23 protein-coding genes and 1 pseudogene are annotated in these 26,461 nt (G+C 68.2%); 8 read left to right on the top strand and 16 right to left on the bottom strand.

Annotated elements, in window-relative coordinates; all coding sequences use genetic code 11:
• Nucleotides 1-42: 42 nt before the first annotated feature.
• The 3 genes from EPA64_RS02240 to EPA64_RS02230 form a co-directional block, all read right to left on the bottom strand.
• On the bottom strand, nt 43-1,251 hold the full coding sequence (locus EPA64_RS02240; protein ID WP_134724589.1) for a flagellin: 1,209 nt from the start codon (nt 1,249-1,251) through the stop codon (nt 43-45).
• A 175-nt stretch (nt 1,252-1,426) separates the two neighbouring features.
• Complete coding sequence (locus tag EPA64_RS02235) at nt 1,427-1,741, bottom strand: hypothetical protein (protein ID WP_134724588.1); 315 nt, start codon at nt 1,739-1,741, stop codon at nt 1,427-1,429.
• The gene (locus tag EPA64_RS02230; protein ID WP_134724587.1) at nt 1,734-1,976 is read right to left on the bottom strand and encodes a rod-binding protein; all 243 of its coding nucleotides are present in this window, start codon (nt 1,974-1,976) and stop codon (nt 1,734-1,736) included. Before EPA64_RS02230 ends, EPA64_RS02235 begins: the two co-directional genes overlap by 8 nt.
• A gap of 985 nt (nt 1,977-2,961) precedes the next feature.
• Between EPA64_RS02230 and fliK the strand changes: the two genes are divergently transcribed.
• The 5 genes and pseudogenes from fliK (at nt 2,962) to EPA64_RS02210 (ending at nt 9,561) form a co-directional block, all read left to right on the top strand.
• A complete protein-coding gene (fliK, locus tag EPA64_RS16210) occupies nt 2,962-3,651 on the top strand; it encodes a flagellar hook-length control protein FliK (RefSeq protein WP_167626559.1) in 690 nt (229 codons plus the stop codon).
• Between the two features lie 5 nt (nt 3,652-3,656).
• The gene (locus EPA64_RS02220; RefSeq protein WP_246026569.1) at nt 3,657-4,394 is read left to right on the top strand and encodes a flagellar hook capping FlgD N-terminal domain-containing protein; all 738 of its coding nucleotides are present in this window, start codon (nt 3,657-3,659) and stop codon (nt 4,392-4,394) included.
• 177 nt (nt 4,395-4,571) lie between these two features.
• Nucleotides 4,572-7,910 carry a carbamoyl-phosphate synthase large subunit gene (gene carB / locus EPA64_RS02215; RefSeq protein ID WP_134724585.1) on the top strand — a complete coding sequence of 1,113 codons (3,339 nt, stop codon included), beginning with the start codon at nt 4,572-4,574 and terminating at the stop codon, nt 7,908-7,910.
• Between the two features lie 100 nt (nt 7,911-8,010).
• Nucleotides 8,011-8,469, top strand: a pseudogene (locus EPA64_RS17035) (AlbA family DNA-binding domain-containing protein); the annotation flags it as partial.
• A 9-nt stretch (nt 8,470-8,478) separates the two neighbouring features.
• Nucleotides 8,479-9,561 carry an ATP-binding protein gene (locus tag EPA64_RS02210; protein ID WP_246026568.1) on the top strand — a complete coding sequence of 361 codons (1,083 nt, stop codon included), beginning with the start codon at nt 8,479-8,481 and terminating at the stop codon, nt 9,559-9,561.
• A 46-nt stretch (nt 9,562-9,607) separates the two neighbouring features.
• Here the strand turns inward: EPA64_RS02210 and EPA64_RS02205 are convergent, their stop codons facing one another.
• Nucleotides 9,608-9,841 carry a hypothetical protein gene (locus tag EPA64_RS02205; RefSeq protein ID WP_134724583.1) on the bottom strand — a complete coding sequence of 78 codons (234 nt, stop codon included), beginning with the start codon at nt 9,839-9,841 and terminating at the stop codon, nt 9,608-9,610.
• A gap of 478 nt (nt 9,842-10,319) precedes the next feature.
• On the opposite strand from EPA64_RS02205, the gene aroC reads away from it, so the two are divergent.
• Together aroC and EPA64_RS02195 are read left to right on the top strand one after the other, a co-directional pair.
• Nucleotides 10,320-11,429 (top strand): chorismate synthase, encoded by a 1,110-nt coding sequence (gene aroC / locus EPA64_RS02200; RefSeq protein WP_134724582.1) that lies wholly within the window; start codon nt 10,320-10,322, stop codon nt 11,427-11,429.
• 109 nt (nt 11,430-11,538) lie between these two features.
• Nucleotides 11,539-12,903, top strand: a complete 1,365-nt coding sequence (locus tag EPA64_RS02195; RefSeq protein ID WP_134724581.1) for a glutamate--cysteine ligase — start codon at nt 11,539-11,541, stop codon at nt 12,901-12,903.
• A gap of 45 nt (nt 12,904-12,948) precedes the next feature.
• Here the strand turns inward: EPA64_RS02195 and EPA64_RS02190 are convergent, their stop codons facing one another.
• The 6 genes from EPA64_RS02190 to EPA64_RS02165 all read right to left on the bottom strand — a co-directional run bounded on the left by EPA64_RS02190 (nt 12,949) and on the right by EPA64_RS02165 (nt 16,218).
• Nucleotides 12,949-13,326: a DUF2852 domain-containing protein gene (locus tag EPA64_RS02190; protein WP_134724580.1), complete on the bottom strand. Its 378-nt coding sequence runs from the start codon at nt 13,324-13,326 to the stop codon at nt 12,949-12,951.
• A gap of 90 nt (nt 13,327-13,416) precedes the next feature.
• Nucleotides 13,417-14,028: a TetR/AcrR family transcriptional regulator gene (locus tag EPA64_RS02185; protein WP_134724579.1), complete on the bottom strand. Its 612-nt coding sequence runs from the start codon at nt 14,026-14,028 to the stop codon at nt 13,417-13,419.
• 5 nt (nt 14,029-14,033) lie between these two features.
• Complete coding sequence (locus EPA64_RS02180; protein ID WP_134724578.1) at nt 14,034-14,312, bottom strand: HPr family phosphocarrier protein; 279 nt, start codon at nt 14,310-14,312, stop codon at nt 14,034-14,036.
• Nucleotides 14,309-14,722, bottom strand: coding sequence for a PTS sugar transporter subunit IIA (locus EPA64_RS02175; protein WP_134724577.1), 414 nt, complete (start codon nt 14,720-14,722; stop codon nt 14,309-14,311). The genes EPA64_RS02180 and EPA64_RS02175 overlap by 4 nt, the downstream gene beginning before the upstream one ends.
• Complete coding sequence (rapZ, locus tag EPA64_RS02170) at nt 14,719-15,699, bottom strand: RNase adapter RapZ (protein WP_167626568.1); 981 nt, start codon at nt 15,697-15,699, stop codon at nt 14,719-14,721. The genes EPA64_RS02175 and rapZ overlap by 4 nt, the downstream gene beginning before the upstream one ends.
• A 93-nt stretch (nt 15,700-15,792) precedes the next feature.
• Nucleotides 15,793-16,218, bottom strand: coding sequence for an HPr kinase/phosphorylase (locus EPA64_RS02165; protein WP_134724576.1), 426 nt, complete (start codon nt 16,216-16,218; stop codon nt 15,793-15,795).
• 151 nt (nt 16,219-16,369) lie between these two features.
• Between EPA64_RS02165 and EPA64_RS02160 the strand changes: the two genes are divergently transcribed.
• A complete protein-coding gene (locus tag EPA64_RS02160; protein ID WP_134724575.1) occupies nt 16,370-17,965 on the top strand; it encodes a phosphoenolpyruvate carboxykinase in 1,596 nt (531 codons plus the stop codon).
• A gap of 67 nt (nt 17,966-18,032) precedes the next feature.
• On the opposite strand, the gene rnr is transcribed toward EPA64_RS02160, so the two are convergent.
• The 6 genes from rnr to EPA64_RS02130 all read right to left on the bottom strand — a co-directional run bounded on the left by rnr (nt 18,033) and on the right by EPA64_RS02130 (nt 26,411).
• Nucleotides 18,033-20,297 (bottom strand): ribonuclease R, encoded by a 2,265-nt coding sequence (rnr, locus tag EPA64_RS02155; protein WP_134724574.1) that lies wholly within the window; start codon nt 20,295-20,297, stop codon nt 18,033-18,035.
• 70 nt (nt 20,298-20,367) lie between these two features.
• On the bottom strand, nt 20,368-20,625 hold the full coding sequence (locus tag EPA64_RS02150) for a formate dehydrogenase subunit delta (protein ID WP_134724573.1): 258 nt from the start codon (nt 20,623-20,625) through the stop codon (nt 20,368-20,370).
• 3 nt (nt 20,626-20,628) lie between these two features.
• The gene (gene fdhD / locus EPA64_RS02145) at nt 20,629-21,471 is read right to left on the bottom strand and encodes a formate dehydrogenase accessory sulfurtransferase FdhD (RefSeq protein ID WP_246026567.1); all 843 of its coding nucleotides are present in this window, start codon (nt 21,469-21,471) and stop codon (nt 20,629-20,631) included.
• A 7-nt stretch (nt 21,472-21,478) separates the two neighbouring features.
• Nucleotides 21,479-24,367, bottom strand: coding sequence for a formate dehydrogenase subunit alpha (gene fdhF, locus EPA64_RS02140; protein ID WP_134724571.1), 2,889 nt, complete (start codon nt 24,365-24,367; stop codon nt 21,479-21,481).
• A complete protein-coding gene (locus EPA64_RS02135) occupies nt 24,364-25,896 on the bottom strand; it encodes a formate dehydrogenase beta subunit (RefSeq protein WP_134724570.1) in 1,533 nt (510 codons plus the stop codon). Before EPA64_RS02135 ends, fdhF begins: the two co-directional genes overlap by 4 nt.
• Complete coding sequence (locus tag EPA64_RS02130; protein ID WP_134724569.1) at nt 25,896-26,411, bottom strand: formate dehydrogenase subunit gamma; 516 nt, start codon at nt 26,409-26,411, stop codon at nt 25,896-25,898. Before EPA64_RS02130 ends, EPA64_RS02135 begins: the two co-directional genes overlap by 1 nt.
• Nucleotides 26,412-26,461: the final 50 nt, after the last annotated feature.

Below are 26,461 nucleotides of genomic sequence, written 5' to 3'. Positions count from 1 at the left end.
GGACGCGCGCGGGCTGTCGCAAGCGCGCGCGCCCCAAGGTTATCAGCCGCGGAACAGCGAGAGGATGTTCTGCGGCGCCTTGTTGGCGATCGACAGCGACTGGATGCCCAGCTGCTGCTGGGTCTGCAGCGCCTGCAGACGGGCAGAGGCCTCCTCCATGTTGGCATCGACCAGCGATCCGATGCCGGACTTGAGCGAGTCGGTCAGCTTGGACAGGAACTCGCCCTGCGCCTCGATCCGGCTTCCGGCCGCGCCGAACGACGCGGCGGCGTTGATCGACGTCTGCAGCATCGATTCGATCCGGCCGAGAGCGGTGGTCGCCCCCGCCGCGGTCGAGATGTTCAGCCCCGCCAGCGCGCCCAGACCGCCCGCGCCCGCGTTGTTGAACTGCGCGGCCACCGTCAGGTCGGGCCCGCCGGCGGCGTTGGTCAGCGCCAGCGTGCCGGCCGTGCCCTGGTCATAGTTGACCGTCAGCCCGGCGATGCCCAGGTTCTCGATCGCCGATTTCAGCCCGACCGCGACGATGTCGGCGGGCGTGGTCGCGGCAGCATCCTCGGCCGAGACGGTGTAGCTGGCGACCTTGTCGCCGATCTTGACCGAGATGCTGTCGCCGGCGACCAGCGGGGCCGTGTTGTCGATCACCAGGTTGCTGGCCGCCGCGCCCGCGTTCAGGCTGAACGCCGCGGCATCGCCGACGGTCGAGGCCCCGGCCGAGCCGGTCAGCGCGGCCTTTGCCACATAGCCGCCGATGGACAGGTTCTGGCCGCTGACGGCGATGTTGGACGCGGTGGTCCCCGCCGCCGAACGGTCGATCGACGACAGGAAGTTGACCGAGGCGGTCGATCCGTCCAGCAGGTTCAGGCCGTTGACCTGGGCCGCCTTGACGGTGCCCGAAACCTGCGCCCTCAGGTCCACCAGGTCGTTCTGCAGCTTGCCGCGATCGGCGGTCGCGCTTTGCGCGTTGATGATGGTGTCGCGCATCTTGGTCAGCAGCGTGGTGATCTTTTCCGCCCCCTCGCGCGCCATGCCGACAGCGGCGCCGCCCGTCGCCAGGCTGGACGAGATCGCCTTGAAGCCGCTTACATCGGCCTCCATCACCTTCGAGATCGCCCAGACGGCGGCGTTGTCCTTGGCCGTCGCGACCGTCTTGCCGGTCGAGATCTCGTCCTGGGTCTTGGCCAGGCCCGAGTTGATCCCCTTCAGGGTCTGCAGCGCGACCATCGCGCCATTGTTGGTCAGAATGCTGGACATGACGTCCTCCTGTAAAAGGCGCGTTGTGCGCCCCGGGTTTGCAACGATTGCGGCCTTCTGACCCGCGGGATTGTCATCCCGTGCATCTTGGATGCGAGTCCCTGATTACCAGCGACCCCCTAATGAATAGTGAAGCGGGGCGGCCCTGTCGCATTCCGTTTCATTCGCATTTTCCTCAAAATCTTTGCGTTCGCCGGGCAAGGCCGGTTGCCACCCGCTGGCGGCCGCTGCGGTCATAGACATCCAGCCCGCCGCCTGCGGCCGCGATGTCGCGCAGTGCCGCGCGGGCCTGGTCCAGCCCGGCCATCGCGGCCACCGCCAGCGCGCGCAGCCGCGAAAGCTGCCGCTCGCACGCGGGTCGTTCGGCAGCCGTCAGCGGCCTGCGGGCCACCGCGGCCGCGAATTCCTGCAGCAGGGCATCGCAGCTGTCGGGCAGGCCGTCGCGCAGCGCCTCGGCCGCGCGCGCGATCAGCTGGTCGCGATCATGCATCGCGGCCCCCCAGCCTGCGGCCAAGCCCAAGGTCCATCGCCCCTGCCAACGACTGCGCGAGCTGTTCGGTGCGGAACGAGGCGAACTGCGATTCGCCCGGCCCGCCGCCGAAAGGTCCGGGCAGCCCCTGCGGCGTGGCGTGTTTCAGCATTTCGGCCAGAAATGCCGTTTCCAGCTTTTCGACCGGGGCGGCCGTGCGGGCGGCCGGGGAAATATCGCGGAATTCAACCTGCATGATGCCTCCGTGCTGGGATTTCCGTCGACTATCATCCGGCGGTAAATAATTGGTAACTTTCGCAGGGTAGAGGATAGGAAACAGCGATTCCCGGTGTGTCATGATTCCGATGATCTCAGTGCGATCGATGCCCCCGGCGGGTGCGGCCGCCCGGCCTGTCCCCGCGACCGGGGGCGCGGCCTTTGCGCTGGTCCTGCAGGCGGCGGCGGGCGGCGGTGATCCCCCGTCGATCGCGCAGGCCGGTGACGCCGACTCCGACGGCACGGCCGAACCGGGCAGGGAAGACAAAGCTGGCCGGGCCTGCTCGTTGCCGGTCGCGACGCTCGCCTCCGCGGCCTGTGTTCCGACCGAGGGCGCTGTTGTCGCGGACCCCTTCATGGCTGTTGCAGTTGAGGGCGGCCTGACCCCAAGGCACGAGGACCAGATCCCGGCCACATCGGACGACGGCCCGCCGATCGATTCCTCCGGCGGTTCGTTGCCGGACGTCTTTCCCGGTGGTTCCGGCGATGCCGGACTTGTCGACGCACCCGTCCCACCCCCGCCGGCGCAGCCTGCAAGGATCGCGCAAACCAATCCGATCAGCGCAGGCGCGCCGGACCCCGGCGCGCAACGAGCGGTCCCTGCCTCGGCGGCGCAGCCCCATTCGCGACGTGACGCCTTGGCTGCCCCGGCACCCGCGGACGCCGAAATCCCGACGCACCACGCGGCGCTACGGGACCGCAGGCCGGCAGATGTCGGTCTGCCCGCGCCAGCCCTGCCCCACCCTCCGGCGGCCGGCCCGTCCCCGTTTCGGACGCCGGACGATCCGGTCACGTTCCAGCCGCGACCGACGCCGTTTGTGCAGCTGTCAAGCGGCGGCCCTGAAGCCCCTGCCCCGCCGGGCGGCGCAACCGCTTTCCCCACCGGTCACGCCGCGACTGACCCCTCCCCCAATCGCACCGCCGCGGCCGTTCCCGCCCCGGCCGCCACGGCACCGGGCCCCGTCTTGCACGCAGCGACGCCGACGGGGCATGAGGCGCCGCCGACTGCGGCGTCCCTCGCCAGCCGTCTGCCCGCCGACACCGCAACCCGCAGCGAATCCTCGGGGCCGGCGGTCGCCCAGTTCCCTGCGCAGCCCGCGCCGCAGCCGGCCCTGCAAGCCGATCCGCTGCCCACGGCATCCGGCCCGGCGCGGTCGCCCCCGGTGTCGCTGCACCGCCAGGTGGCCGACGCGGTGGTGCGCAGCACGGGCGGCGTGGTCGAGATCACGCTTGCGCCCGTCGAACTGGGCCGGCTGACCGTGGTCATCGGGGCCGACGACAACCCGGCGCGGCTGAGCCTGCTTGCGGAACGGCCGGAAACGCTGGAACTGATGCGACGCCACGGCGACATGCTGCTGCGCGACCTGCGCGAAAGCGGCATGCCGGACGCGCAGCTGAGCTTTCAGCGCAGCGACGGCCCCGGACGCCAGGCGCAGGCCGCACCGGTGGGATGGCCCGCCGATGGCGCGGCCGGCGCGGGCACGGCGGGCGCGGGCACATCCGGCGGGCACGACGGCGCATCCGGCGGCCAGCGCGGCGGCGACGGTCGCCACGCCGGCACCGGCCGGCAGGGCGACGGGGCCGAACAGATCAACCCGCCGGCGGACCAGCGTCCGGCCGCCAGCCTTCACAGCCGCATCGACATCAGGGTCTAGACAGCATGACGCCGCCTTTTGCCAATCCGACCGCCCCCGCCCGCATGGCGCTGAACGCGTCCCCGGACCGCGTCCGGGCCGCGCAGGACAACATGCCGCCGCTCGGCAGTGCCGATCAGCCCGACCCATCGGCCGCGCCGGCCGCCGGGCAGGTGGGCGGCGACTTCCAGACGTTTCTCAAGATGCTGACCACGCAGATCAAGAACCAGGATCCGCTGAACCCGATGGAGGGGTCGGATTTCGCGGTGCAACTGGCCACCTTCTCGGGCGTCGAGCAGCAGGTCCGCACCAACGACCTGCTGGGCCGGATGGCCGGGGCGGGCCTGGGCGGGCTGGGAACGCTGGCGCACTGGATCGGCAAGGAGGTGCGCACCACCGCCCCCGTGGCGTTCAAGGGCGAGCCGCTGACCATGCAGATCGACCCCGCGCGCGGCGCCGACCAGGTCACGCTGGTCACGCTGGACGCGTCAGGCAAAGAGATCCTGCGCGAGGATATCGGCACCGGCAGCGGCGAGGTGGACTGGGCGGGCCGGCGCGCCGACGGCACCGCGCTGCCATCGGGGCGATACAGCTTTCGCCTGGAAAGCGCGCTCAAGGGTGAGGTGATCGCGACCGGCAACGTGGGCGTGTTCGCCCCCGTCACCGGGGCCGAGCTGACCGCACAGGGCACGCGGCTGACCCTGCCGGGTGGCGCGACGACGCTGGAATCCGAGGTGACGGCGCTGCGCGAACGCAGCAGCTGAGCCGCCGCCGGGGCGTGACCCGCGCCATGCCGCCCGCGGGTGCGACCGCACGCGCCGCGGGGCCTGCCGAAAGGGCGCCCGCGACACGCCCCGGCACTGCTGCCCGGCCTTGCACCCCGGGCCGCGCCGCGTATAACCCCGGGCGATTTGCACCGATGATCGTCCGAGGGGGCCGCCATGCCGAAAAGAACCGATATTTCCTCGATCATGATCATCGGCGCGGGGCCCATCGTCATCGGCCAGGCCTGCGAGTTCGACTATTCCGGCGCCCAGGCCTGCAAGGCCCTGCGCGAGGAGGGCTATCGCGTCATCCTGGTGAACTCGAACCCCGCCACGATCATGACCGACCCCGGCATGGCGGACGCCACCTATATCGAGCCGATCACCCCCGAGATCGTGGAAAAGATCATCGCGGCCGAGCGCCCTGACGCGCTGCTGCCCACCATGGGCGGGCAGACCGCGCTGAACACGGCCTTAGCGCTGGCCGACATGGGCGTGCTGGAGAAATACGGCGTCGAGCTGATCGGCGCGCAGCGTGCCGCCATCGAGATGGCCGAGGACCGCAAGCTGTTCCGCGAGGCGATGGACCGCATCGGGCTGGAAAACCCCCGCGCCACGATCATCACGGCCCCCAAACGCCCCGACGGCCGCCGCGACATCAGCGCGGGTGTCGCCCAGGCGGTCGAGGCGCTGGACGACATCGGCCTGCCCGCCATCATCCGCCCCGCCTTCACGCTGGGCGGCACCGGCGGCGGCGTCGCCTATAACCGCGACGACTACGAGGCCATCGTGCGTTCCGGCCTCGACGCCTCGCCCGTGGCGCAGGTGCTGGTCGACGAAAGCCTGCTGGGCTGGAAGGAGTTCGAGATGGAGGTGGTCCGCGACCGCGCGGACAACGCCATCATCGTGTGCGCCATCGAGAACGTGGACCCGATGGGCGTCCACACCGGCGATTCGATCACCGTCGCCCCGGCGCTGACGCTGACCGACCGCGAATACCAGCGCATGAGGAACGGCTCGATCGCGGTGCTGCGCGAGATCGGCGTCGAAACCGGCGGCTCGAACGTCCAGTGGGCCGTGAACCCCGCCGACGGCCGCATGGTCGTGATCGAGATGAACCCGCGCGTCTCGCGCTCCTCGGCGCTGGCCTCCAAGGCCACCGGCTTCCCCATCGCCAAGATCGCGGCCAAGCTCGCCGTCGGCTATACGCTGGATGAGCTGGACAACGACATCACCAAGGTCACGCCGGCGTCGTTCGAGCCGTCCATCGACTATGTGGTCACGAAAATGCCGCGCTTCGCCTTTGAAAAATTCCCCGGCGCCAAGCCCGACCTGACGACCGCCATGAAGTCGGTGGGCGAGGTCATGGCCATCGGCCGCACCTTCCACGAATCGCTGCAAAAGGCGCTGGCCTCGATGGAGAACGGCCTGACCGGGCTCGACGAGATCGTCATCGAGGGCGCCGCCGAGGAAGGCAAGCCCGCCTTCATCAAGGCCCTGTCGCGCCAGACCCCCGACCGCATCCGCGTGATCGCCGAATCCATGCGCGCCGGGCTCAGCAACGACGACATCCAGCGCGTCACCAGCTTCGACCCCTGGTTCCTCGCCCGCATCCGCGAGATCGTGGACGCCGAGGCCGAGATCCGCCACCACGGCCTGCCCTCGGACGCGGCCGGGCTGCGCCGCGTCAAGATGATGGGCTTCACCGACGCCCGCCTCGCGCATCTCACCGGCCAGACCGAGACCGCCATCCGCCGCGCCCGCCGCGGCGCGGGCATCCTGCCCGTCTTCAAGCGCATCGACACCTGCGCGGCCGAGTTCGAGGCCCAGACCCCCTACATGTACTCGACCTACGAGACCCCCGCGATGGGCGAGGTCGAGGACGAGGCGCGCCCGTCTGATCGCCGGAAGGTCGTCATCCTCGGCGGCGGCCCCAACCGCATCGGCCAGGGGATCGAGTTCGACTATTGCTGCTGCCACGCCTGCTTCGCCCTGACCGAGGCAGGGTTCGAGACCATCATGGTCAACTGCAACCCCGAGACCGTCAGCACCGACTACGACACCTCGGACCGCCTGTATTTCGAGCCGCTGACCTTGGAACATGTGCTGGAAATCCTGCGGGTCGAGCAGGAAAACGGCACCCTTCACGGCGTCATCGTCCAGTTCGGCGGCCAGACGCCCTTGAAGCTGGCGCAGGCGCTGAAGGACGAGGGCATCCCGATCCTCGGCACCACCCCCGACGCCATCGACCTGGCCGAGGACCGCGAGCGCTTCCAGAAGCTGCTCAACGACCTCGGCCTCAAGCAGCCCGTCAACGGCATCGCCCATTCGGCCGACGAGGCGCGCGAGATCGCGCAGCGCGTGGGCTTCCCGCTGGTGATCCGCCCCTCCTACGTCCTCGGCGGCCGCGCGATGGAGATCGTGCGCGACACCGACCACCTCAACCGCTACATCACGACCGCCGTGCAGGTCTCGGGCAAGAACCCCGTGCTGCTCGACAGCTATCTCTCCGGCGCCATCGAGGTCGACGTGGACGCGCTCTCGGACGGCAAGACCGTCCATGTCGCGGGCATCATGGAGCATATCGAGGAAGCCGGCGTCCATTCGGGCGACTCGGCCTGCTCACTCCCGCCCCACACGCTGGACGCCGCCACCATCGACGAACTCAAGCGCCAGACCGTCGCCATGGCCCGCGCGCTGAACGTCGTTGGCCTGATGAACGTGCAGTTCGCGATCAAGAACGGCGAGATCTTCGTGCTCGAGGTCAACCCCCGCGCCTCGCGCACCGTGCCCTTCGTCGCCAAGGCCACCGACAGCGCCATCGCCTCGATCGCCGCGCGCCTGATGGCGGGCGAGCCGATGGCGAACTTCCCCCTGCGCCCCGCCTACCCGGCGGGCGTCGGCCCCGACACGCCCCTGCCCTATGCCGACCCGCTGACGCTGGCCGACCCGGTCACGCCCTGGTTTTCCGTCAAAGAGGCCGTGCTGCCCTTCGCCCGCTTCCCCGGCGTCGACACGCTGCTGGGGCCGGAAATGCGCTCGACCGGCGAGGTCATGGGCTGGGACCGCAACTTCGCGCGCGCCTTCCTCAAGGCGCAGCTGGGTGCGGGCACGCATCTGCCGGACGGCGGCCGCGTCTTCGTCTCGGTCAAGGACGCCGACAAGACGCCCGAGATGGCCGCCGCCATGCGCGACCTTGCCGCCATGGGCTTCACCCTGATCGCCACCCGCGGCACGGCCGATTTCCTGCGCGGCGCCGAGGTCCGGGCCGAGCTGGTCAACAAGGTCTACGAAGGCCGCCCGAACATCGTGGACCGCTTGAAGAACGGCGACATCGCGATGGTCCTGAACACGACGGAAGGCGCGCAGGCCATCGCCGATTCCCGCGACATCCGCTCGGTCGCGCTTTACGACAAGATCCCCTATTTCACGACGGCGGCGGGAGCGATCGCCGCCGTGGCAGCGATCAGGTCACGCGAGGAAGGGGACGTTGGGGTGAGGACGTTGCAGGGGTGAGAACCGCCTCAATGATCAACATATGGTATGTCGACAGGTGTCGAGCTACCATATGTAGAATCAACATCTAGAGGGTCGAGAGAGTGTCGACATACAAGATATGCCATCTCAACTGAACCTACCGTTGTTTAGTCCCGATCCGCTCCATAGCTTGCACGCGCTTTGGTCGCCGCGCGAGTTGTGGACGCGCTTCTCTGAGGAACTACTTCCATCACTTAGAGAGGACCGCAGGATCGAGTTTAAGTCGACTCCCAAGGTAAACTTCGACACGCTTGCTACATACTTAAGTGCGTTTTCCAACACTCCCGAAGGCGGAGTTTTGTGCATCGGCGTAGCTGACGATGGAAAGCCAACCGGCTGCCTAAACCTTGATGAAGGTCATCTAGATCGCTTGGAGACCTTCTTTCGAACGCTTTGCCCCGGAGCCAAACCAGAGTTTAAACGCGTCCCAGTTTCAATTTCGGGCAAGCCGGACTTCATCACAGCCATATATATACCATATATTGGAAAGCTGGTGGAGACCAACAAGAGCGACGCATTTACCAGATACGGCTCATCTATCCATAAGATGAGCGAGGACGAAAAGCGGGACTATCGAGCCACTCGCAATGAGCTATCTTTCGAACTCGAAGCCGCACCTTATAATTATCCGGGAGACTTTAACGAAGAAATCATCAACCTTTTTTACGAGAACTTCAAAGAACGAGAAGGTCGACATGAATGGACGCGCGAGGAGGTCCTGATTGACCGCCGGTTACTTACCCAAGACTCGCAAGGCAACTATACTCCCCTGAACTCTCTTGTCCTCCTTGCAGCTAAGGACCCTGGAAGATCCATTCCCGGTTGCCGAGTCCGCGTACAGCGATTCGACTCCCTGACCGAAGGGACGGGAGAGACCTACTCGCCAATCCGGGACAGGTTTATCGAGGGCAATATTGTTAAGATAATTATCGAAGCAGACAAGGTAATTCAAGATACGCTTCATGATGTTACTTGGCTAAACCGAGAAGGTAAGTTTGTAACTAGCCCTGAATATCCACGCTGGGCTTGGTTTGAAGCCCTCGTTAATGCGTGTGTTCACAGATCATACTCTTTCTCTGGAACAGATATTTCGATAAAGATATTTACCAACAGAATGATCATCGAAAGCCCTGGGGGATTTGTTCCGCCAGTTAGTGAACGCACCATCTACGATGTACGGGCATCTCGAAACCATCACACGATGGATGCGCTCAGATATCTAGGTTATGTGCAAATGGCTAGAGAGGGCACTAGGCGCATCCGTCAAAGCATGATCGATCAAAATCTGCCGGAACCGAAGTTTTCGCAGGAAATGATTCATGGCCTAGTTGTTCGTGTAACACTGACAAATGATCATGCCTCACGCAAACGCTCCAGCGATAGCGACGTGGCTCACTACTTCGGCGCAGACGCTTGGAAGCTGCTGCAAGAGCACGAAATGAAAATTGCAGCGTACGCCTTTCGCAACCAGTCGATACAGGTTTCTGAGGCGCAGCGACTTACCGGCAGAACGTGGGCTACATCTAAAAAGGATCTTGAACGTCTCGTTAGGAAAGGGATTCTAGAGTTCTATCCTGGACAATTTGCCCGAGATCCAAAAGCTCACTATCAGATAAACCGGCAAAAGTAGCGGGGTTTTACGCCCCCTTCATCAACGGCAGGGTAAATCTTTTCCCCTACCTCCTCCTCAACCACGCCATCGTATCCGCCCACGCCGAACGCTTCTCCTCGCCCAGCGGCACCCCTGGCTCGTCGCTCATCAGCCGGGCGGCGTCGGGGCCGAGGTCTTCGTAGTCCCTCTGCGCCTCGCCCCAGCCCGGCTTGCGGCCATCCAGCCCCTGCTCCGCGCGGCGGGACAGGTAGTCCATCGTCTCGCCCCCGCGCAGCAACCCCGCCAGCCGCGCGTGCATGAAGGCGCGGCTCGCACCGCGTTCATGCGGGGGCCATAGCCCTCGCCCATGCCGCGGAAGAAGCGGAGCCCGCCCTCCTCCAGCGCGATGGTCACCCGGATACGCTTGGCCTCGCCGCGCTCGCGCGCGATCTCGTGCCAGGCCTCAGAGATGCGTCCCTCGGTCAGCACCTTCTGGTGCAGGTCCCATTCCAGCCGCCGCATCGCGTCGGCCATGTCGTGAGAGTTGATCTGTCTCGCCGTCTCGGCCTTCGTCTCGCCCATGCGCGCCCCCTGCCTCTTGGCCGCAGCCTGGCGGAACGGGGTTAACGCCCCTCAACGTTCGCACCATTGTGCATGGATCGTGCATCCCCCGTGCATCGGATATGCACGGTCTTTCCAGGGAAATCCCGCCCCGAGGGAGCGGAGGCGACGTTCCGAAAGCGCGCCCCGTTGCGCCCTGCGCCGCCCCCACGTATGCCGCAGCAAAGGGGTTCAGCATGAGCGTCAACAGCTTCGGCCGCATCTTCACCGTCACCACCTGGGGCGAAAGCCACGGCCCCGCGCTTGGCGCAACCGTGGACGGCTGCCCGCCCGGCATCCCGCTGGACGAATCCGCGATCCAGCCCTTCCTCGACCGCCGCCGCCCCGGCCAGTCGAAGATGACCACGCAGCGGCAGGAACCGGACGCGGTGCGCATCCTGTCGGGCGTGTTCGACGGGCTCACGACCGGCACCCCGATCCAGCTGATGATCGAGAACACCGACCAGCGCAGCCGCGATTATGGCGAGATCGCGCAGGCGTTCCGGCCGGGTCACGCGGACATCACCTATCACCAGAAATACGGGCTGCGCGATTACCGGGGCGGCGGACGGTCCAGCGCGCGGGAAACCGCGGCGCGGGTCGCGGCGGGGGGCGTGGCGCGGGCGGTGCTGGCGAGGCTGGCGCCCGACCTGCGGATCACCGGCTATATGGTGCAGATGGGCGACCGGCGCATCGACCGCAGCCGCTTTGATGCGGCGCAGATCGACCAGAACGATTTCTTCCTGCCGGACGCAGCCGCGGTGGCGGACTGGACCGAGTATCTGACCGCCATCCGCAAGGCCCAGGACAGCGTCGGCGCGGCGGTCGAGGTGCTGGTCCAGGACTGCCCACCCGGCCTGGGCGCGCCGGTCTATGCCAAGCTGGACACGGACCTTGCCGCCGCGATGATGTCGATCAACGCCGTCAAGGGCGTCGAAATCGGCGAAGGCATGGCCGCCGCGGCCCTGCGCGGCACAGAAAACGCCGACGAAATCCGCATGGGGCCAAGGGGGCCGGTCTATCTGTCAAACCACGCCGGTGGCATCCTGGGCGGGATCTCGACCGGACAGGACATCGTGGTGCGGTTCTCGGTCAAGCCCACCAGCTCGATCCTGACGCCGCGCCGCACCATCACCGCCGCGGGCGACGAGGTCGAGTTGGTCACCAAGGGCCGCCACGACCCCTGCGTCGGCATCCGCGCCGTCCCGGTGGCCGAGGCGATGGCGGCCTGCGTGATCCTGGACCACCTGATGCTGGACCGCGCCCAGACCGGAGGCGTGCGGGGCGCGATCGGACCGGGGGCGTAAGCCCCGGCCGCGCGCAGGCTTGGCCTAACGTTGCGGTCGCGCGGCGGCGCGCTTGACTATGCCGCGCCGCCGCGCCACGTGTCACCGGCAACGACCCCGAGAGGCCCCGATGTCCATTCCCCAGCAGGGCGGCGGCCCGATCGAGCGGCGCGAGCAGTTGGCCGAATATATCGCGTCGGGGGAAAAGCCACGCGACGCGTGGCGGATCGGGACCGAGCACGAGAAGTTCGGCTTTACCTGGGACGATCTCGCGCCGCTGCCCTATGACGGTCCCCGCTCGATCCGCGCCATGCTGGAAGGGTTGCGCGACCGCTTCGGCTGGACCCCGGTCGAGGAAGCGGGCGCGATCATCGGGCTGAGCCGCGACGGCGCGAACGTCAGCCTGGAACCGGGCGGGCAGCTGGAACTGTCGGGCGCCCCGGTCGAGACGATCCACCAGACCCGGGCCGAGCTGGACACCCATCTGGCCGAGGTGGCAGAGATCGCGCAGGGCATCGGCGCGGGGTTCATGGGCGTGGGCGCGGCGCCGATCTGGTCGCAGGACCAGATGCCGATGATGCCCAAGGGCCGCTATCGGTTGATGACCGACTACATGGACCGCGTCGGCACGCTGGGCAAGCAGATGATGTATCGGACCTGCACGGTGCAGGTGAACCTGGACTTCGGGTCCGAGGCCGACATGGTCCAAAAGCTGCGCGTGGCGCTGGCGCTGCAGCCGGTGGCGACGGCGCTTTTCGCCTCGTCCCCGTTCCTGGACGGGCGGCCGAACGGGATGAAATCCTGGCGCGCCCATATCTGGCAGAACCTGGACGCCGCGCGCACGGGGATGCTGCCGTTCGTGTTCAGGGACGGCTTCGGATACGAGGCGTGGGTAGATTATGTCCTTGATGTGCCCATGTATTTCGTCTATCGCGACGGCCGCTATATCGACGCGCTGGGGATGTCGTTCCGGGATTTCCTGAACGGCCGCCTGCCCGCCCTGCCCGGCGAGGTGCCGACGCTGTCGGACTGGGCCGATCACATGACAACCGTCTTCCCCGAGGCGCGCGTCAAGAAATACATCGAGATGCGCGGCGCCGACGCAGGCGACCGGGCGCATCTGGCGGCCCTGCCCGCGCTGTGGGTCGGACTGACCTATGATCAGGGGGCGCTGGATGCGGCGTCCGACCTGATCCGCGGCTGGGACGACGACACCCGCGAGGGGCTGCGCCGCGCCGCCGGCCGCGACGGGCTGGCCGGCGAGGCGAACGGCATCCGCCTGCGCGAGATGGCGGCCCGCACGGTCGAGATCGCACGCGCCGGGCTGGCGGCGCGGGCGCGCGCGGGCGACGGAATGGCGGACGAGACGCCCTATCTCGACGTGCTGGACGCGCATCTTGCCGCGGGCGCGGTCACGGCCGACCGGCTGCTGGACCGGTATCGCGGCGAATGGGCGGGCGATCTGTCCCGCATCTATGCCGATCGCGCCTATTGAGAACGGGGCCGGTCGCCCGGCCCCACCTCTCGCGCGGACGCCGGATCAGGCGTCGCGGCGTTCGGCCATGAACTGGTCGAACTCGGCTTTGTCCTTGGCCTCGCGCAGCTTGGCGAGGAAGTCGACAAAGGCGCGGTGCTCGTCTTCCAGCCGCTTCAGCGTTTCGTCGCGGTAAGCGTCAAAGGCGACGTTGCCGGTGGATGCTGCGCGGATGAACTGCGCGGGGCGGGTGGCGTGACAGCGTGCGAACATGCGCTTGCTCCAGATCATATAGCCAAGGATGGCCAGTCCGACGGGCCAGAAGACGGCGAAACCGGCGACGATGGCGGCCAGCCAGGCAAGGCGGCCGCGTTCGTCCAGCCAGTCGCGGGCGCGGACCAGCGGGTTGACGCGGGGGGTGGCGGTAAAGACGGCAGGGTACATCTGCGGGGCTCCGTATTGATGTGAATGTTAATCACATTAACACAGATGGAGATCGCCAGTCACGCTTCAATGCCGGGGCGCGAGATTTTTTCAGTCGGGGATCACGCCCAGCCCGCGCAGATAGATCAGCGCCCCGCTTTCCAGCATCTCGTCGGCCGACGCGGGCGACCGCCCGCCGGGCCGGCCGCGGCCGAACAGTTCGACCACGCCATGCGACATGGCCCAGATATGGTTGGCGACCATCGTGGCCGGGGGGCGGCGGTCCGCGGGCAGACGGGCGAACAGGGCGCGCGCGGCCTCGACCAGCGCGGATTGTGCGCGCTCGGACGCGGCGGACAGTTCCGCGTTGCCCGCGATGGACAGCCCCGCCTCGAACATCGCCATGTAAAAGCCGGGCTTTTCGCGGGCGAACTGCAGATAGGCCTGCCCCATGCGGACAAAGGCCGACAGCGCCGTCGGCCGCCCGCCGTCGAACGCCGATTCCAGCCGCGCGGCGAAATCCTGATAGCCCTGCCGCGCCACCTCCTCCAGCAGCTGGTCGCGCCCGGCGAAATGGCGATAGGGCGCGGCGGCGCTGACGCCCGCCAAGCGCGCGGCCTCGGCCAAGGTGAACGCCATCGGGCCCTTGTCCTCGACCAGACGCACCGTCGCGTCCACCAGCGCCTGTTTCAGGTTGCCGTGGTGATAGCTGTCTCGGGCCAACCGCGTTACATGCCTTCGCCGAAATAATCGCCGACCAGCGCGGTCAGCGCATCGGCCAGCGCGGCGGCGTCGGCCCCCTCGGTCGTGACGGTGATGGAACTGCCGCGCGCCACGGTCAGCATCAGCAGCCCCATGATCGAATCGCCCGACACACGTTCGCCGTCCTTTTCGACCCAGGCGCGGGCGTCGAACTGTTCGACCGTCTCGACGAACTTGGCCGAGGCGCGGGCGTGCAGGCCCTTTTCATTGATGATGGGCAGTTCGCGCGTGATCGACTGGGTCATGAGACGGCTCGGCGCAGATCCTGGTCGGCGGGGGCATAGCAGTCGATGTATTTGCGCCCGGCCTCGGCGGCAAGCTCGGCCGCCTCGGCCACGCCCAGGTTGCGCGACTTGGCCAACTTGACCAGCATCGGCAGGTTGGCGCCATAGATGATGCGGCGCTGGCGCGGCATGCAGGCCGGCAGCGACAGGTTCGAGGGCGATCCGCCGAACAGGTCCGTCACCAGCACGACCCCCTGCCCCGTGTCCACGGCGTTGGCCGCGTCGCAGATTTCCGTCTGCTTGGCGCAGCGGTCGTGGTCCTCTTCGATGGCCACGGCACGAATGCCGCTTTGCGGCCCGACGACATGCTCGACCGCGGCGAGATATTCGCGCGCCAGCCCCCCATGTGCAACGATGACAATCCCGATCAAGTCTTCCCACCACTCGCGAAAGCTGGCGCATCCCCGCGCGCGTCCCCGTCGGCGCTGGCCTGCGGCGGATCGCCGGGGCGGGGTGCGTCCGGTCGGCGTTCCAGTTCCCTGTGACGTTTAGACACCTGCCAGCCCACGACAGCAAGGGCATCGGCCATTTCTTCGGCCAAAGTGACGGAACGATGTTGCCCGCCGGTGCAGCCAAAGCCGATGGCCAGATGCGCCTTACCCTCGGCCACCTGCGCGGGCAGCAGGAACAGCAGCAGGTCGCGGACGCGCGCGAAGAATTCGTCGTGGCGCGGGTCGGCGCGCACATGCGCCTGGACGGCAGGGTCGCGCCCGTCCAGCGCCCTCAGCGGCGCGACCCAATGCGGGTTGGCCAGAAAGCGGCAGTCGAACATGACGTCCAGGCCCCGCGGCACCCCGCGTTTATAGCTGAAGCTTTGCACCGACACCGACAGCGCCCCGCCCGGCCGAGTATCGAACGCCCGCGCAAGTTCGGCGCGCAGATCGTGGGGGCTGAGGTCGGTGGTGTCCACCAGCACGTCGGCCCGCGCCTGGATCGGGGCCAGCAGTCCGCGTTCGACCCCGATCGCGTCGGAGGGCGTGCCCTCGGTCGCCAGCGGATGGCGCCTGCGCGTTTCGGCATAGCGGCGCACCAGCGCGTCGGTGGCGCAGTCCAGATACAGCACCTCGGGGGCAAAGGCCGGGTCGCGGGTCAACCGCTCGATCAGCTCGATCACGCGCGCGACGGCAAAATCGCGGTTGCGGACGTCCAGCCCCAGCGCCAGCGGCACCGGCCGCGGCTCGCCGGCCAGCAGGCGCGGGATCAGCGACAGGGGCAGGTTGTCGATCGCCTCGAATCCCAGATCCTCAAGCACGTTGATGGCGGTGGACCGCCCGGCGCCTGACGGCCCCGTCACCAGCACGATCCGCTGGACGTCGGCGGCGCGCGGCGCGGGGCCGGGATCGACCATCATTCCCGCGTGCGTGTCCTGCCTGATCCTGCTTGTATCGCCCATCAGCCTGCCCATCATGGCGCCCCCGCCATCCCGCCCGCGCCATGCGTTTCAGGCGAAACGGCCGCCGATCAGCATTTGCCGCAGCGCAGCACCAAGATGCGGTCCCATCGGGCCCAATACAAGGGAAAGCTCGACTTCGTGAAGGGTTATGCGCCGTTCGGGTGGCAGGCGCGCATCCTCGGCGCGGCCAAGATCGACCACCAGCGCGAGGGCGGTGTCGCCGGCGGGATCGGCGCGCAGGATGCCTATGCCGCGCGCCTCGATCAGGCCGGACAGCGCCGGCGGACAGGACGCGACCAGCGCGCCCGCGCGCCGGGTCAGCCGCACCCGGTCATCGGCCACCAGCCCCGCGCCCAGCGCCATCAGCGCCAGCGCCAGCGCCGATTTGCCCACCCCCGCCGGCCCCAGGATCAGCAACCCCTGCCCGTCCAGCGCCACCGCGCTGCCATGAACCGTGTCGCTGGTCCCTGTCATCGTCCCCGCCCCCCGCACCATCGATTGATGATAACGCTAACCCGGGGTGGTTGCGCTAACCCCGATGCGCCCCGCCTTTCTTCATCTTTCTGCCATGATATAGGTCGCCAGCGACAGCGCCCGCAGACCGCCTTTCAGGAGCAGACCCGACATGACCAACGCCCGCGTCAACCCCAACTGCAAACTTGAAGATCAGGGGATCGAGGGGGTCGGCACGGTCCACTATAACCAGCTTGAACCGGCGCTGATCGAGGCGGCAATCCGTCGCGGCGAAGGCCATCTGGGCCAGGGCGGCGCGTTTCTGGTCGAAACCGGCGCCAAGACCGGGCGGTCGCCCAAGGACAAGTTCGTCGTCCGCACGCCCGACGTCGAGGACTCCGTCTGGTGGGAAAACAACCCGCCCATGACGCCCGAGCATTTCGACACGCTGTATCGGGACATGCTGGCCCACATGAAGGGCAAGGAATACTTCGTCCAGGATCTGTATGGCGGCGCGGACTCCGAACACCGGCTGGATGTGCGGGTCGTCACTGAACTGGCGTGGCATGGGCTGTTCATCCGCCACCTGCTGCGCCGCCCGGCGGCGGACGAGCTGGCGGGCTTCACCCCCGATTTCACGATCATCAACTGCCCCGGCTTCAAGGCCGATCCGGCGCGTCACGGGACGCGGACCGAAACGGTGATCGCGCTGAACTTTGACCGCAAGCTGATCCTGATCGGCAACACGCAATACGCGGGCGAGAACAAGAAAGCCGTGTTCACGCTGCTGAACTATATCCTGCCCGGCAAGGGCGTGATGCCGATGCACTGTTCGGCCAACCACGCGATCGGCAACCCCGACGACGCCGCGATCTTCTTCGGCCTGTCGGGCACCGGCAAGACGACGCTGTCGCAGGATCCGTCGCGCACGCTGATCGGCGACGACGAACACGGCTGGTCGGACAACGGCACCTTCAACTTTGAAGGCGGATGCTATGCCAAGACCATCAACCTGTCGGCCGAGGCCGAGCCCGAGATCTTCGCCACCACCAGCCGGTTCGGCACCGTGGTCGAGAACATGGTCTTTGATCCCGACACGCTGGAGCTGGACTTCAACGACAGCTCGATCACGGAAAACATGCGCTGCGCCTATCCGCTGGACGCGATCAGCAACGCCTCGCCCTCCTCGGTGGGCGGGCACCCGCGCAACATCATCATGCTGACGTCGGACGCCTATGGCGTCATGCCGCCGATCTCGCGGCTGACGCCGGCGCAGGCGATGTATCATTTCCTGTCGGGCTTCACCTCCAAGACGCCGGGGACCGAGGATGGCGTGATCGAGCCGTCGCCGACCTTCTCGACCTGCTTCGGCGCGCCGTTCATGCCGCGCCGCCCCGAGGTTTATGGCAAGCTGCTGCAGGAACGCATCGCCGCGACCGGCGCGGTCTGCTGGCTGGTCAACACCGGCTGGACCGGCGGCGCCTTCGGCACCGGCAAGCGGATGCCGATCAAGGCCACCCGCGCCCTGCTGACCGCGGCGCTGGACGGGTCGCTGAACGACGCCGCGTTCCGCACCGACCCCAACTTCGGCTTTGAGGTGCCGGTCAGCGTTCCGGGCGTCGAGGACAGGCTGCTGGACCCGCGCCAGACCTGGGCCGATGGCAAGGCGTATGACGCGCAGGCCGAAAAGCTGCGCGGGATGTTCCGCAAGAACTTCACCCAATACGAAAGCAAGGTGGACGCGGACGTCAGGGCCGCCGCGATCTGAACCGCCCGCCATTCCGATGACGAACGCCCCGCGGTTGCCTCGGGGCGTTTGCCGTATCGGGGACGCCTTACTTGCGGATGCGGCGCAGCTTGCGGGCCTTGGCTTCGCCCGCCTTGGCCGATTGCGCGTCGCGGCGCCGGGGCGGCTTGCCGCGCCGCTGGGACGGTCCGCGCGCGATGGATTTCCCCTCGACCTCAAGCAGTTGCAGCATCAGCCCGCCGGTCGTGGGCACCGCCTCGGCCAGCCGCACCAGCACGCGCTGGCCGATGCCGATCTCCAGCCCGGTATCGGCGCCGACAAGCGTCTGGGCGTCGCGGTCAAAGTGGAAATATTCCTGCCCGATGTCGCGGATCGGGATCAGCCCGTCCGCGCCCGTCTCGTCCAGCTTGACGAACGCCCCGAACCGCTGGACGCCGCTGACGCGCCCCGCGAACTCGCTGCCGACCCGGTCGGCCAGAAACGCCGCGAGGTAACGGTCCGTCGTGTCGCGCTCTGCCGCCATGCTGCGCCGCTCGGTCTCGCTGATGTGGACGGCGGTATCCTCAAGCGTCTCGATGTCGTGCGCGGACAGGCCGTCGCCCTTCTTGCCCCCCCAGCCGTGCCCCGAAATCAGCGCCCGATGCACGATCAGGTCGGAATAGCGCCGGATAGGCGAGGTGAAATGCGCGTATGATTTCAGCGCAAGCCCGAAATGCCCCAAGTTTTCCGCGTGATAATAGGCCTGCGTCATCGACCGCAGGGTGCTGACGTTGATCAACTCGTCAAAGTCGGTGTCCTGCGCCTGCGCCAGCAGCCGGTTCAGCTGGCTGGTCTGCAGCACCTGCCCCTTGGCCAGCGAAAACCCCGACGCCTCGGCCACGTCGCGCAGCGCGTTCAGCTTTTCGGGGCTGGGTTCCTCGTGGACGCGGAACAGCAGCGGGCGGCGCAGGCGGGTCAGCTCCTCGGCCGCCGCCACGTTGGCCAGCACCATGAACTCCTCGATCAGCCGGTGGGCGTCAAACCGCTCGCGGAACGCCACCGACTTGACGCGCCCGTCCGGCGTCAGCTCGATCTTGCGTTCCGGCAGGTCCAGTTCCAGCGGCTGGCGGCGCGCGCGGGCTTTCTTCAACAGCTCATAGGCGGCGAACAGCGGGCGGATCACGTCGTCGATCAGCGGCGCGGCGTCCGCATCGGGGCTGCCGTCGGCGGCCGCCTGCGCTTGCTCATAACTCAGCGAGGCGAGGCTGTTCATCATCCCGCGATGGAAATCATGGCCGATCTTGTCGCCCTGCGCGTCCAGCCGCATCCTGACGGCGATCACCGGGCGGTCCACGCCCTGATGCAGCGAACACAGGTCGCCCGACAGCACGTCGGGCAGCATCGGCACCACCCGGTCGGGGAAATAGGTGGAGTTGCCGCGCAGCCGCGCCTCGCGGTCCAGCGCGCTGCCCGGCCGGACATAGGCGGCGACATCGGCGATGGCGACCCAGATAACCATGCCGTCCGGGTTGCGGGGATCGTCGTCGGGCATGGCGGCCACGGCGTCGTCGTGGTCGCGGGCATCCGCCGGGTCGATGGTGACCAGCGGCAGGGTCCGCAGATCCTCGCGCCCGGCCATCGTCGCGGGTTGCTGGGCGTCGGCCTCGGCCATGACGGCGTCGGGGAAATCGTCGGGAATGCCGTGCTGGTGGATGGCGATCAGGCTGACCGCGCGCGGGGCCGAGGGATCGCCCAAACGCTCGATGATGCGGGCCTGCGGCAAGCCGATCCGCGCGCGCGAGCCGAGTTGTTCCGCCTCGACCAGTTCGCCGTCCTGCGCGCCTTGCGTGGCGTCGGCCCGCACCCGCCATTCCCGGTCCTGGCCCTTGTCGATGGGCATGATGCGCCCGCCCTCGGTTTCCTTGCGGAAGATGCCGACGACGCGGTGGGTGACGGTGCCGATGCGCCGCATCAGCCGCGCCTGATACTGGTGGTCCTCGCCCTCGGTCGGGATCAGGCGCACCAGCACCCGTTCGCCCGGCGCGACCGCCGGATCGGCCTTGAGCGGGGAAAACAGGATGCGCGGCATCGGCGCCGTGCCCTGCCATTCCAGCGGCCGGGCGAACAGGTCGCCCTGCGCGTCGGGGGGCAGGATCTCGACCACGGTGACCGGCGGCAGCTTTTCGGCATCGCGATAGCTGCGCCGGCGGCGCTCCAGCAGCCCCCCGTCCTCAAGCTCTTTCAGCAGGCGCTTCAGCTCGATCCGGGCGCTGCCCTTGATGTCGAAGGCCTTGGCGATGTCGCGCTTGGCGGTCGCGTCGGGATTGTCTGCGATCCATTCAAGGATCTGCTGGCGGGTGGGCATCGGTGTCATGGCGGCACGCTATCACGACCGCGACGGGTGCGGCAGGGACAAAAGTCGCGGCCGCGTCAGAGGTTCCGCGTCATTCCTGATGCGACAGCGGATCGACCGGCTTGACCCCTTCGGACGGCTCGTCCGGCAGGCGGATAAAGGGGGCGGTGGCGCGCACGATCGGGTCGGCCTCGGCCCCGGCGCGCAGCTGGTCCAGGAAATCCATCCGCATCCGATAGGTCCAGAAATCGTTGATGTGCCCCGCGACCGCCTGTTCCGGGACGACATCCGGCTGGCTGCGGAAGAAATCGGCGATCTGGGTCGCCATGCGGATCAGCTTGTCGGCCATCGGTCAGTCCTGGATGCGGTCGGGGTGGGTGAAGATGTCAAAGCCGTCGCCGCGCGCGCGGCCGATCAGGGTGAGGCCGGCCGCCTCGGCCCAGGCGACGGCCAGCCGCGTGGGCACGCCCGCGCCGACCAGCACCGGCGCGCCCATGCGCGCGGTCTTCTGCACCAGGTCCACCGACAGGCGCGAGGTCATGGCGACGCAGGCCCCGCGCGCGTCCAGCCCCGCCCGCGCCGCGGCCCCGGCCAGCTTGTCCAGCGCGTTGTGGCGGCCCACATCCTCGCGCACCAGCGCCGCATGGGGCGTCCACAGCGCGGCGGCGTGGATCGCGGGCGTGTCGCGCCAGCGGCGCTGCCCCGCCGACAGCGCGGCCATCGCGGCAAGGACTTCGGCGGCCCGCAGGCGCAGCGGCGCATCGACGCGCTGGATGGCGGGCAAGGCGGCGGCGATGCTGTCCACCCCACACAGCCCACAGCCCACCGGACCGACCATGCTGCGCCGCCGTTCCGCCAGACCCGCGGCAAGGCCGGGGCGCAGCCACAGCCGCGCCTCGTGCGCGGGCAGGCCCAGGGGACCGGCGGGGACCGCCACGATCTCGCAGCCGGTCACGTCGCCGGGTCCGCCGATCAGCCCCTCGGTCAGGGCGAACCCCAGCGCAAAGTCGTCCAGCTCGTGCGGGGTCGCCATCAGCACCGCCTGCGAGGTGCCGTCGATGACGATGGCGACGGCCGATTCCTCGGGGCTGGAGGGCACGGGTCCATCGTGCCACGCGCCATCGCGCCAGCGCCTGACGGGACGGCCATCGCCCTGCCCCGCCGGCGCGATGCCGGTGCGTGCCGCAGCCGTCACCGCAGCCTCATTCCGCAGCGGGCATGATGCGGCGCGACAGCTCGGCATGGGCGCGATACTGTTCCTGCCATTCCGACGGGCCGTTCGACGGGCTGACCTGCACCGCCGTCACCTTGAACTCGGGGCAGTTGGTCGCCCAGTCGGAATTGTCGGTGGTGACCACGTTGGCCTGCGTGTTGGGGTGGTGGAAGGTCGTATAGACCACCCCGGGCGCCACCCGGTCCGTCACCCGCGCGCGCAGCGTCGTGTCGCCCGCCCGGCTGGCGACGCGGACGTAATCGCCGGAGGCGATGCCCCGGTTTTCCGCGTCCGAGGGATGGATTTCCAGCAGATCCTCGGCGTGCCAGACGGTGTTGTCGGTCCGCCGGGTCTGCGCGCCGACGTTGTATTGCGTCAGGGTCCGGCCCGTCGTCAGCAGCAGCGGGAAACGCGGGCCGCTGCGCTCGTCAGTGGCGACATATTCCGTATGCACGAACTTGCCCTTGCCGCGGACGAAGCCGTCGATGTGCATGACCGGCGTGCCCAGCGGCGCTTTTTCGTTGCAGGGCCACTGGACCGATCCTTCGCGGTCCAGCAGGTCATAGCTGACGCCGGCAAAGCTGGGCGTGGTCATCGCGATCTCGTCCATGATCTGCGACGGGTGGCCATAGTCCCATCCCGCGCCCATGGCATTGGCCAGCATCACGGTGATCTGCCAGTCCTCGTGCCCGTTCAGGGGCGCCATCGCGCGGCGCACCATGTTGATGCGGCGTTCGGCGTTGGTGAAGGTGCCGTCCTTTTCCAGGAACGACGACCCCGGCAGGAAGACATGGGCATAGTTCGAGGTCTCGTTCAGGAACAGATCGTGGACGATCAGAATGTCCAGGCTGGCCAGCGCCTTCTGCACGTGGCTGGTGTCGGGATCGGACTGCAGCACGTCCTCGCCCTGGCAGTAAAGGCCGCGGAAGGTGCCAGCGGTCGCCGCATCGAACATGTTGGGGATGCGCAGGCCGGGTTCGTCCGACAGCGGCACGCCCCAGGCGCGTTCATAGATCGCGCGCGTCTCGGGGTCGGTGACGTGACGATAGCCGGGGTATTCATGCGGGAACGACCCCATGTCGCACGACCCCTGCACGTTGTTCTGCCCGCGCAGCGGGTTCACGCCTGTCCCGGGCTTGCCGATGTTGCCGGTCATCATCGCAAGGTTGGCGATGGCCATGACGGTCGTGGACCCTTGCGAATGTTCCGTCACGCCCAGCCCGTAATAGATGCTGGCCCGCGGCGCGCCCGCATAGGCGCGCGCCGCCCGCCGGATCAGGTCGGCCGGAACCTGGCTCGCGCGCTCCACCGCCTCGGGGGAATGGCGCGGGTCCAGCAGGAACTCGCGATAGGCCAGGAACTCGTCCCAGTCGCAGCGTTTGCGGATGAACGCCTCGTCATAAAGCCCCTCGGCCGCGATCACATGCGCCATCGCGGTCAGCACGGCAACGTTGGTCCCGGGCAGCAGCGGCAGGTGCAGCGCGTCGTTGCGGTGCGCCGTGTCCAGCAGGTCGATGTGGCGCGGGTCGATCACGATCAGCCCCGCCCCTTCCCGCAGCCGACGCCGCAGGCGAGAGCCAAAGACCGGGTGCCCCTCGGTCGGGTTCGCGCCGATGACCAGCGCAAGGTCGGTTTCCTCGACGGAATCGAAATCATGGGTGCCGGCCGACGTGCCGAACGTCGTCTTCAGCCCATAGCCCGTCGGCGAATGGCACACGCGGGCGCAGGTGTCGGTGTTGTTGTTGCCGAACACCGCCCGCGCCAGCTTCTGGACCAGATAGGTCTCTTCGTTGGTGCAGCGCGACGAGGTGATGACGCCGACCGAATCGCGCCCGTGCTTTTCCTGCGTCTCGCGCAGGCGGCGGGCGGCAAAGCCGATCGCCTCGTCCCAGCTGACCACGCGCCACGGGTCGGTGAAATGGTCGCGCACCATCGGGTGCAGGATGCGTTCGGCGTGCGTCGCATAGCCCCAGGCAAAGCGGCCCTTGACGCAGCTGTGGCCCCGGTTGGCCTTGCCGTCCTTGCTGGGCACCATCTTCACGACCGTCTCGCCGCGCATGTGGGCGTCAAAGGAACAGCCGACCCCGCAATAGGCGCAGGTGGTCTTCACGATCCGCTCGGGCGTGCCGATCTCGATCACGCTGTTCTCGATCAGCGTGGCGGTCGGGCAGGCCTGCACGCAGGCCCCGCAGCTGACGCAATCCGACGACAGGAAGCTGTCAGAGGCGATGCCCGCGCTGACCCGGCTGTCAAATCCTCGCCCCTCGATGGTCAGCGCGAATGTGCCCTGCACCTCTTCGCAGGCGCGCACGCAGCGCGAACAGACGATGCACTTCGCCGGATCAAAGGTGAAATACGGGTTCGACTGGTCCTTGGCCCGCCATTCCGGGTTCGTCTCGCCGTTCTCGCGCCGCTGGAAGTGGTTCTTGCCCGGCTCGAACCGCACCTCGCGCAGGCCGACCGCGCCGGCCATGTCCTGCAACTCGCAATCGCCGTTGGCCGCGCAGGTCAGGCAGTCGAGCGGGTGGTCCGAGATGTAAAGCTCCATCACCCCGCGGCGGATGCGGGCGATCTCGTCGGTCTGGGTGTGGACGACCATGCCCTCGGCGACCGGGGTGGTGCAGGACGCGGGCGTGCCGCGCATCCCGTCGATGGCGACGACGCACAGGCGGCACGAGCCGAAGGCCGCCATGTTGTCCGTGGCGCACAGCTTGGGCACTGTGACGCCCGCCTCGGCCGCGGCGCGCATGACGCTGGTGCCGGCCGGAACGGTAACGGCCATGCCGTCGATGGTCAGCGTGACCGCGATGTCGGACCGCGATTCGGGCGTGCCCATGTCGCGGGTCCAGTCAGCGGGGGGGATGACAAAGTCCTTCATTCCGCAGCCTCCACCCGGACGCGCGGTCCGGTGAAATCATCGGGGAAATGTTCCAGCGCCGACAGCACCGGATAGGGGACAAAGCCCCCCAGCGCGCACAGGCTGCCCCATTTCATCGTGTTGCACAGATCGGTCAGCACCGGGATCGCGTCCTCGTCGCCGGCGGCGATGCGGTCGATGGTCTCGACCCCGCGGGTCGAGCCGATGCGGCAGGGTGTGCATTTGCCGCAGGATTCGACGGCGCAGAACTCCATCGCGAAACGGGCCAGCGCGCGCATGTCGGCGGTGTCGTCAAAGACGACGATGCCCGCGTGGCCGACCAGCCCGTCCTTGCCCGCGAACTCCTCATAGCCAAACGGCGTGTCGAACAGCGACGGCGGGAAATAGGCGCCCAGCGGGCCGCCGACCTGCACCGCCTTGACCGGCCGCCCGCTGCCGGTGCCGCCCGCGATGCCGTTCACGATCTCGCCCAGCGACAGGCCAAAGGCGACCTCATACAACCCGCCACGCCTGACGTTGCCCGCGATCTGCAGCGGCATGGTGCCGCGTGACCGCCCGATGCCGTGGGCCGCATAGGCGGCGGCGCCGTTCGCCATGATCCACGGCACGGTGGCCAGCGACAGGACGTTGTTGACGACCGTGGGCTTGCCGAACAGCCCCTCCAGCGCCGGGATCGGGGGCTTGGCGCGCACCACGCCGCGCTTGCCCTCCAGGCTGTTCAGCAGGCTGGTCTCCTCGCCGCAGACATAGGCGCCCGCGCCGACCCGCACCTCCATGTCGAAGGCGTGGGCGGACCCCAGCACCGACGCCCCCAGCACGCCCGCCGCGCGGGCGATACGGATGGCGCTGTCCATCGCGCGGATCGCGTCGGGGTATTCGCTGCGGATATAGACATAGCCCTGCGCCGCGCCCACCGCGACGCCCGCGATGGCCATGCCCTCGATCAGGGTGAAGGGGTCGCCCTCCATCAGCATCCGGTCGGCGAAGGTGCCGCTGTCGCCCTCGTCGGCGTTGCAGACGATATATTTGCGGTCGGCGGCGGCCTTGGCGACGGTGGCCCATTTGATCCCGGTCGGAAAACCCGCCCCGCCCCGGCCCCGCAGGCCGGATTCGGTGATCTCGCCCACGATGCGGTCAGGCGCCGCCAATGCCGCGCGCAGGCCCGCCAGCCCGCCATGCGCCTCATAATCCTCGACCGACAGCGGGTCGATCAGCCCCACGCGGGCAAAGGTCAGCCGCGTCTGCGCCCGCATCCACGGCAACTCGTCCACCGGCCCCAGCGCCAGCGGGTGCCCGGCCGGATCGGCCAGCAGCGCCGGCACATCCTCGGGCGTCACGGGACCGAAGCCGTGCCGGACGCCGCCGATCTCGATCTCGACCAGCGGTTCCAGCCAGATCATGCCGCGCGTGCCGTTGCGGACCAGCGCGATGTCGAGCCCGCGGGCCGCAGCCTCGCGCCGGACCGCATCGGCGACGTCGTCCGCACCCAGCGCGCGGGCGGCGGCGTCCACGGGAACCCAGATCCGCATCAGCGCGCCCCCCCGGCAAGGGCCACGACCCGCTCGGGCGTCGCCCGCCCGACCAGCCGGTCGCCCATCTGGGCGGCGGGACCGCAGGCGCACAGGCCAAGGCAGAACACCGGCTCCAGCGTCAGCCGGCCGTCGGTCGTCGTCTGATGCCAACCCAGTCCCAGCGCCGCCTGCACCTGCGCGGCCAGCGCGTCGGCGCCCATCGACTGGCAGGCCTCGGCCCGGCACAGGCGCAGCACATGCCGCCCGGCGGGATGCTCGCGGAAATCGTGGTAAAAGCTGACGACGCCGTAAACCTCGGCCGGGCTCATCCCCAGCGCGTTGCCGATGATCGGCTGCGCGGCCTCGGGGATCAGCCCGAACTCGGCCTGCACGTCGTGCAGGATCGGCAGCAGCGGCCCCTCGCGCCCCGCGTGGCGGGCCAGGATGGCGTTCAGCCGATCCAGCGCGTCGGCATCAAGGGCGGAAACGGGCAGGCTGTTCGGGGCGGTCGGCGTGTTGGCCGCAAGGGTCATGGCAGGGATACTTCCGGGCGAGACGATCCGCGAAATCCTATGTCTGCAAC

Origin of the sequence: Paracoccus luteus, assembly GCF_004522155.1 — a bacterium.
Taxonomy (GTDB): domain Bacteria; phylum Pseudomonadota; class Alphaproteobacteria; order Rhodobacterales; family Rhodobacteraceae; genus Paracoccus; species Paracoccus luteus.
This window is presented reverse-complemented; position numbering and strand designations above follow the sequence as displayed.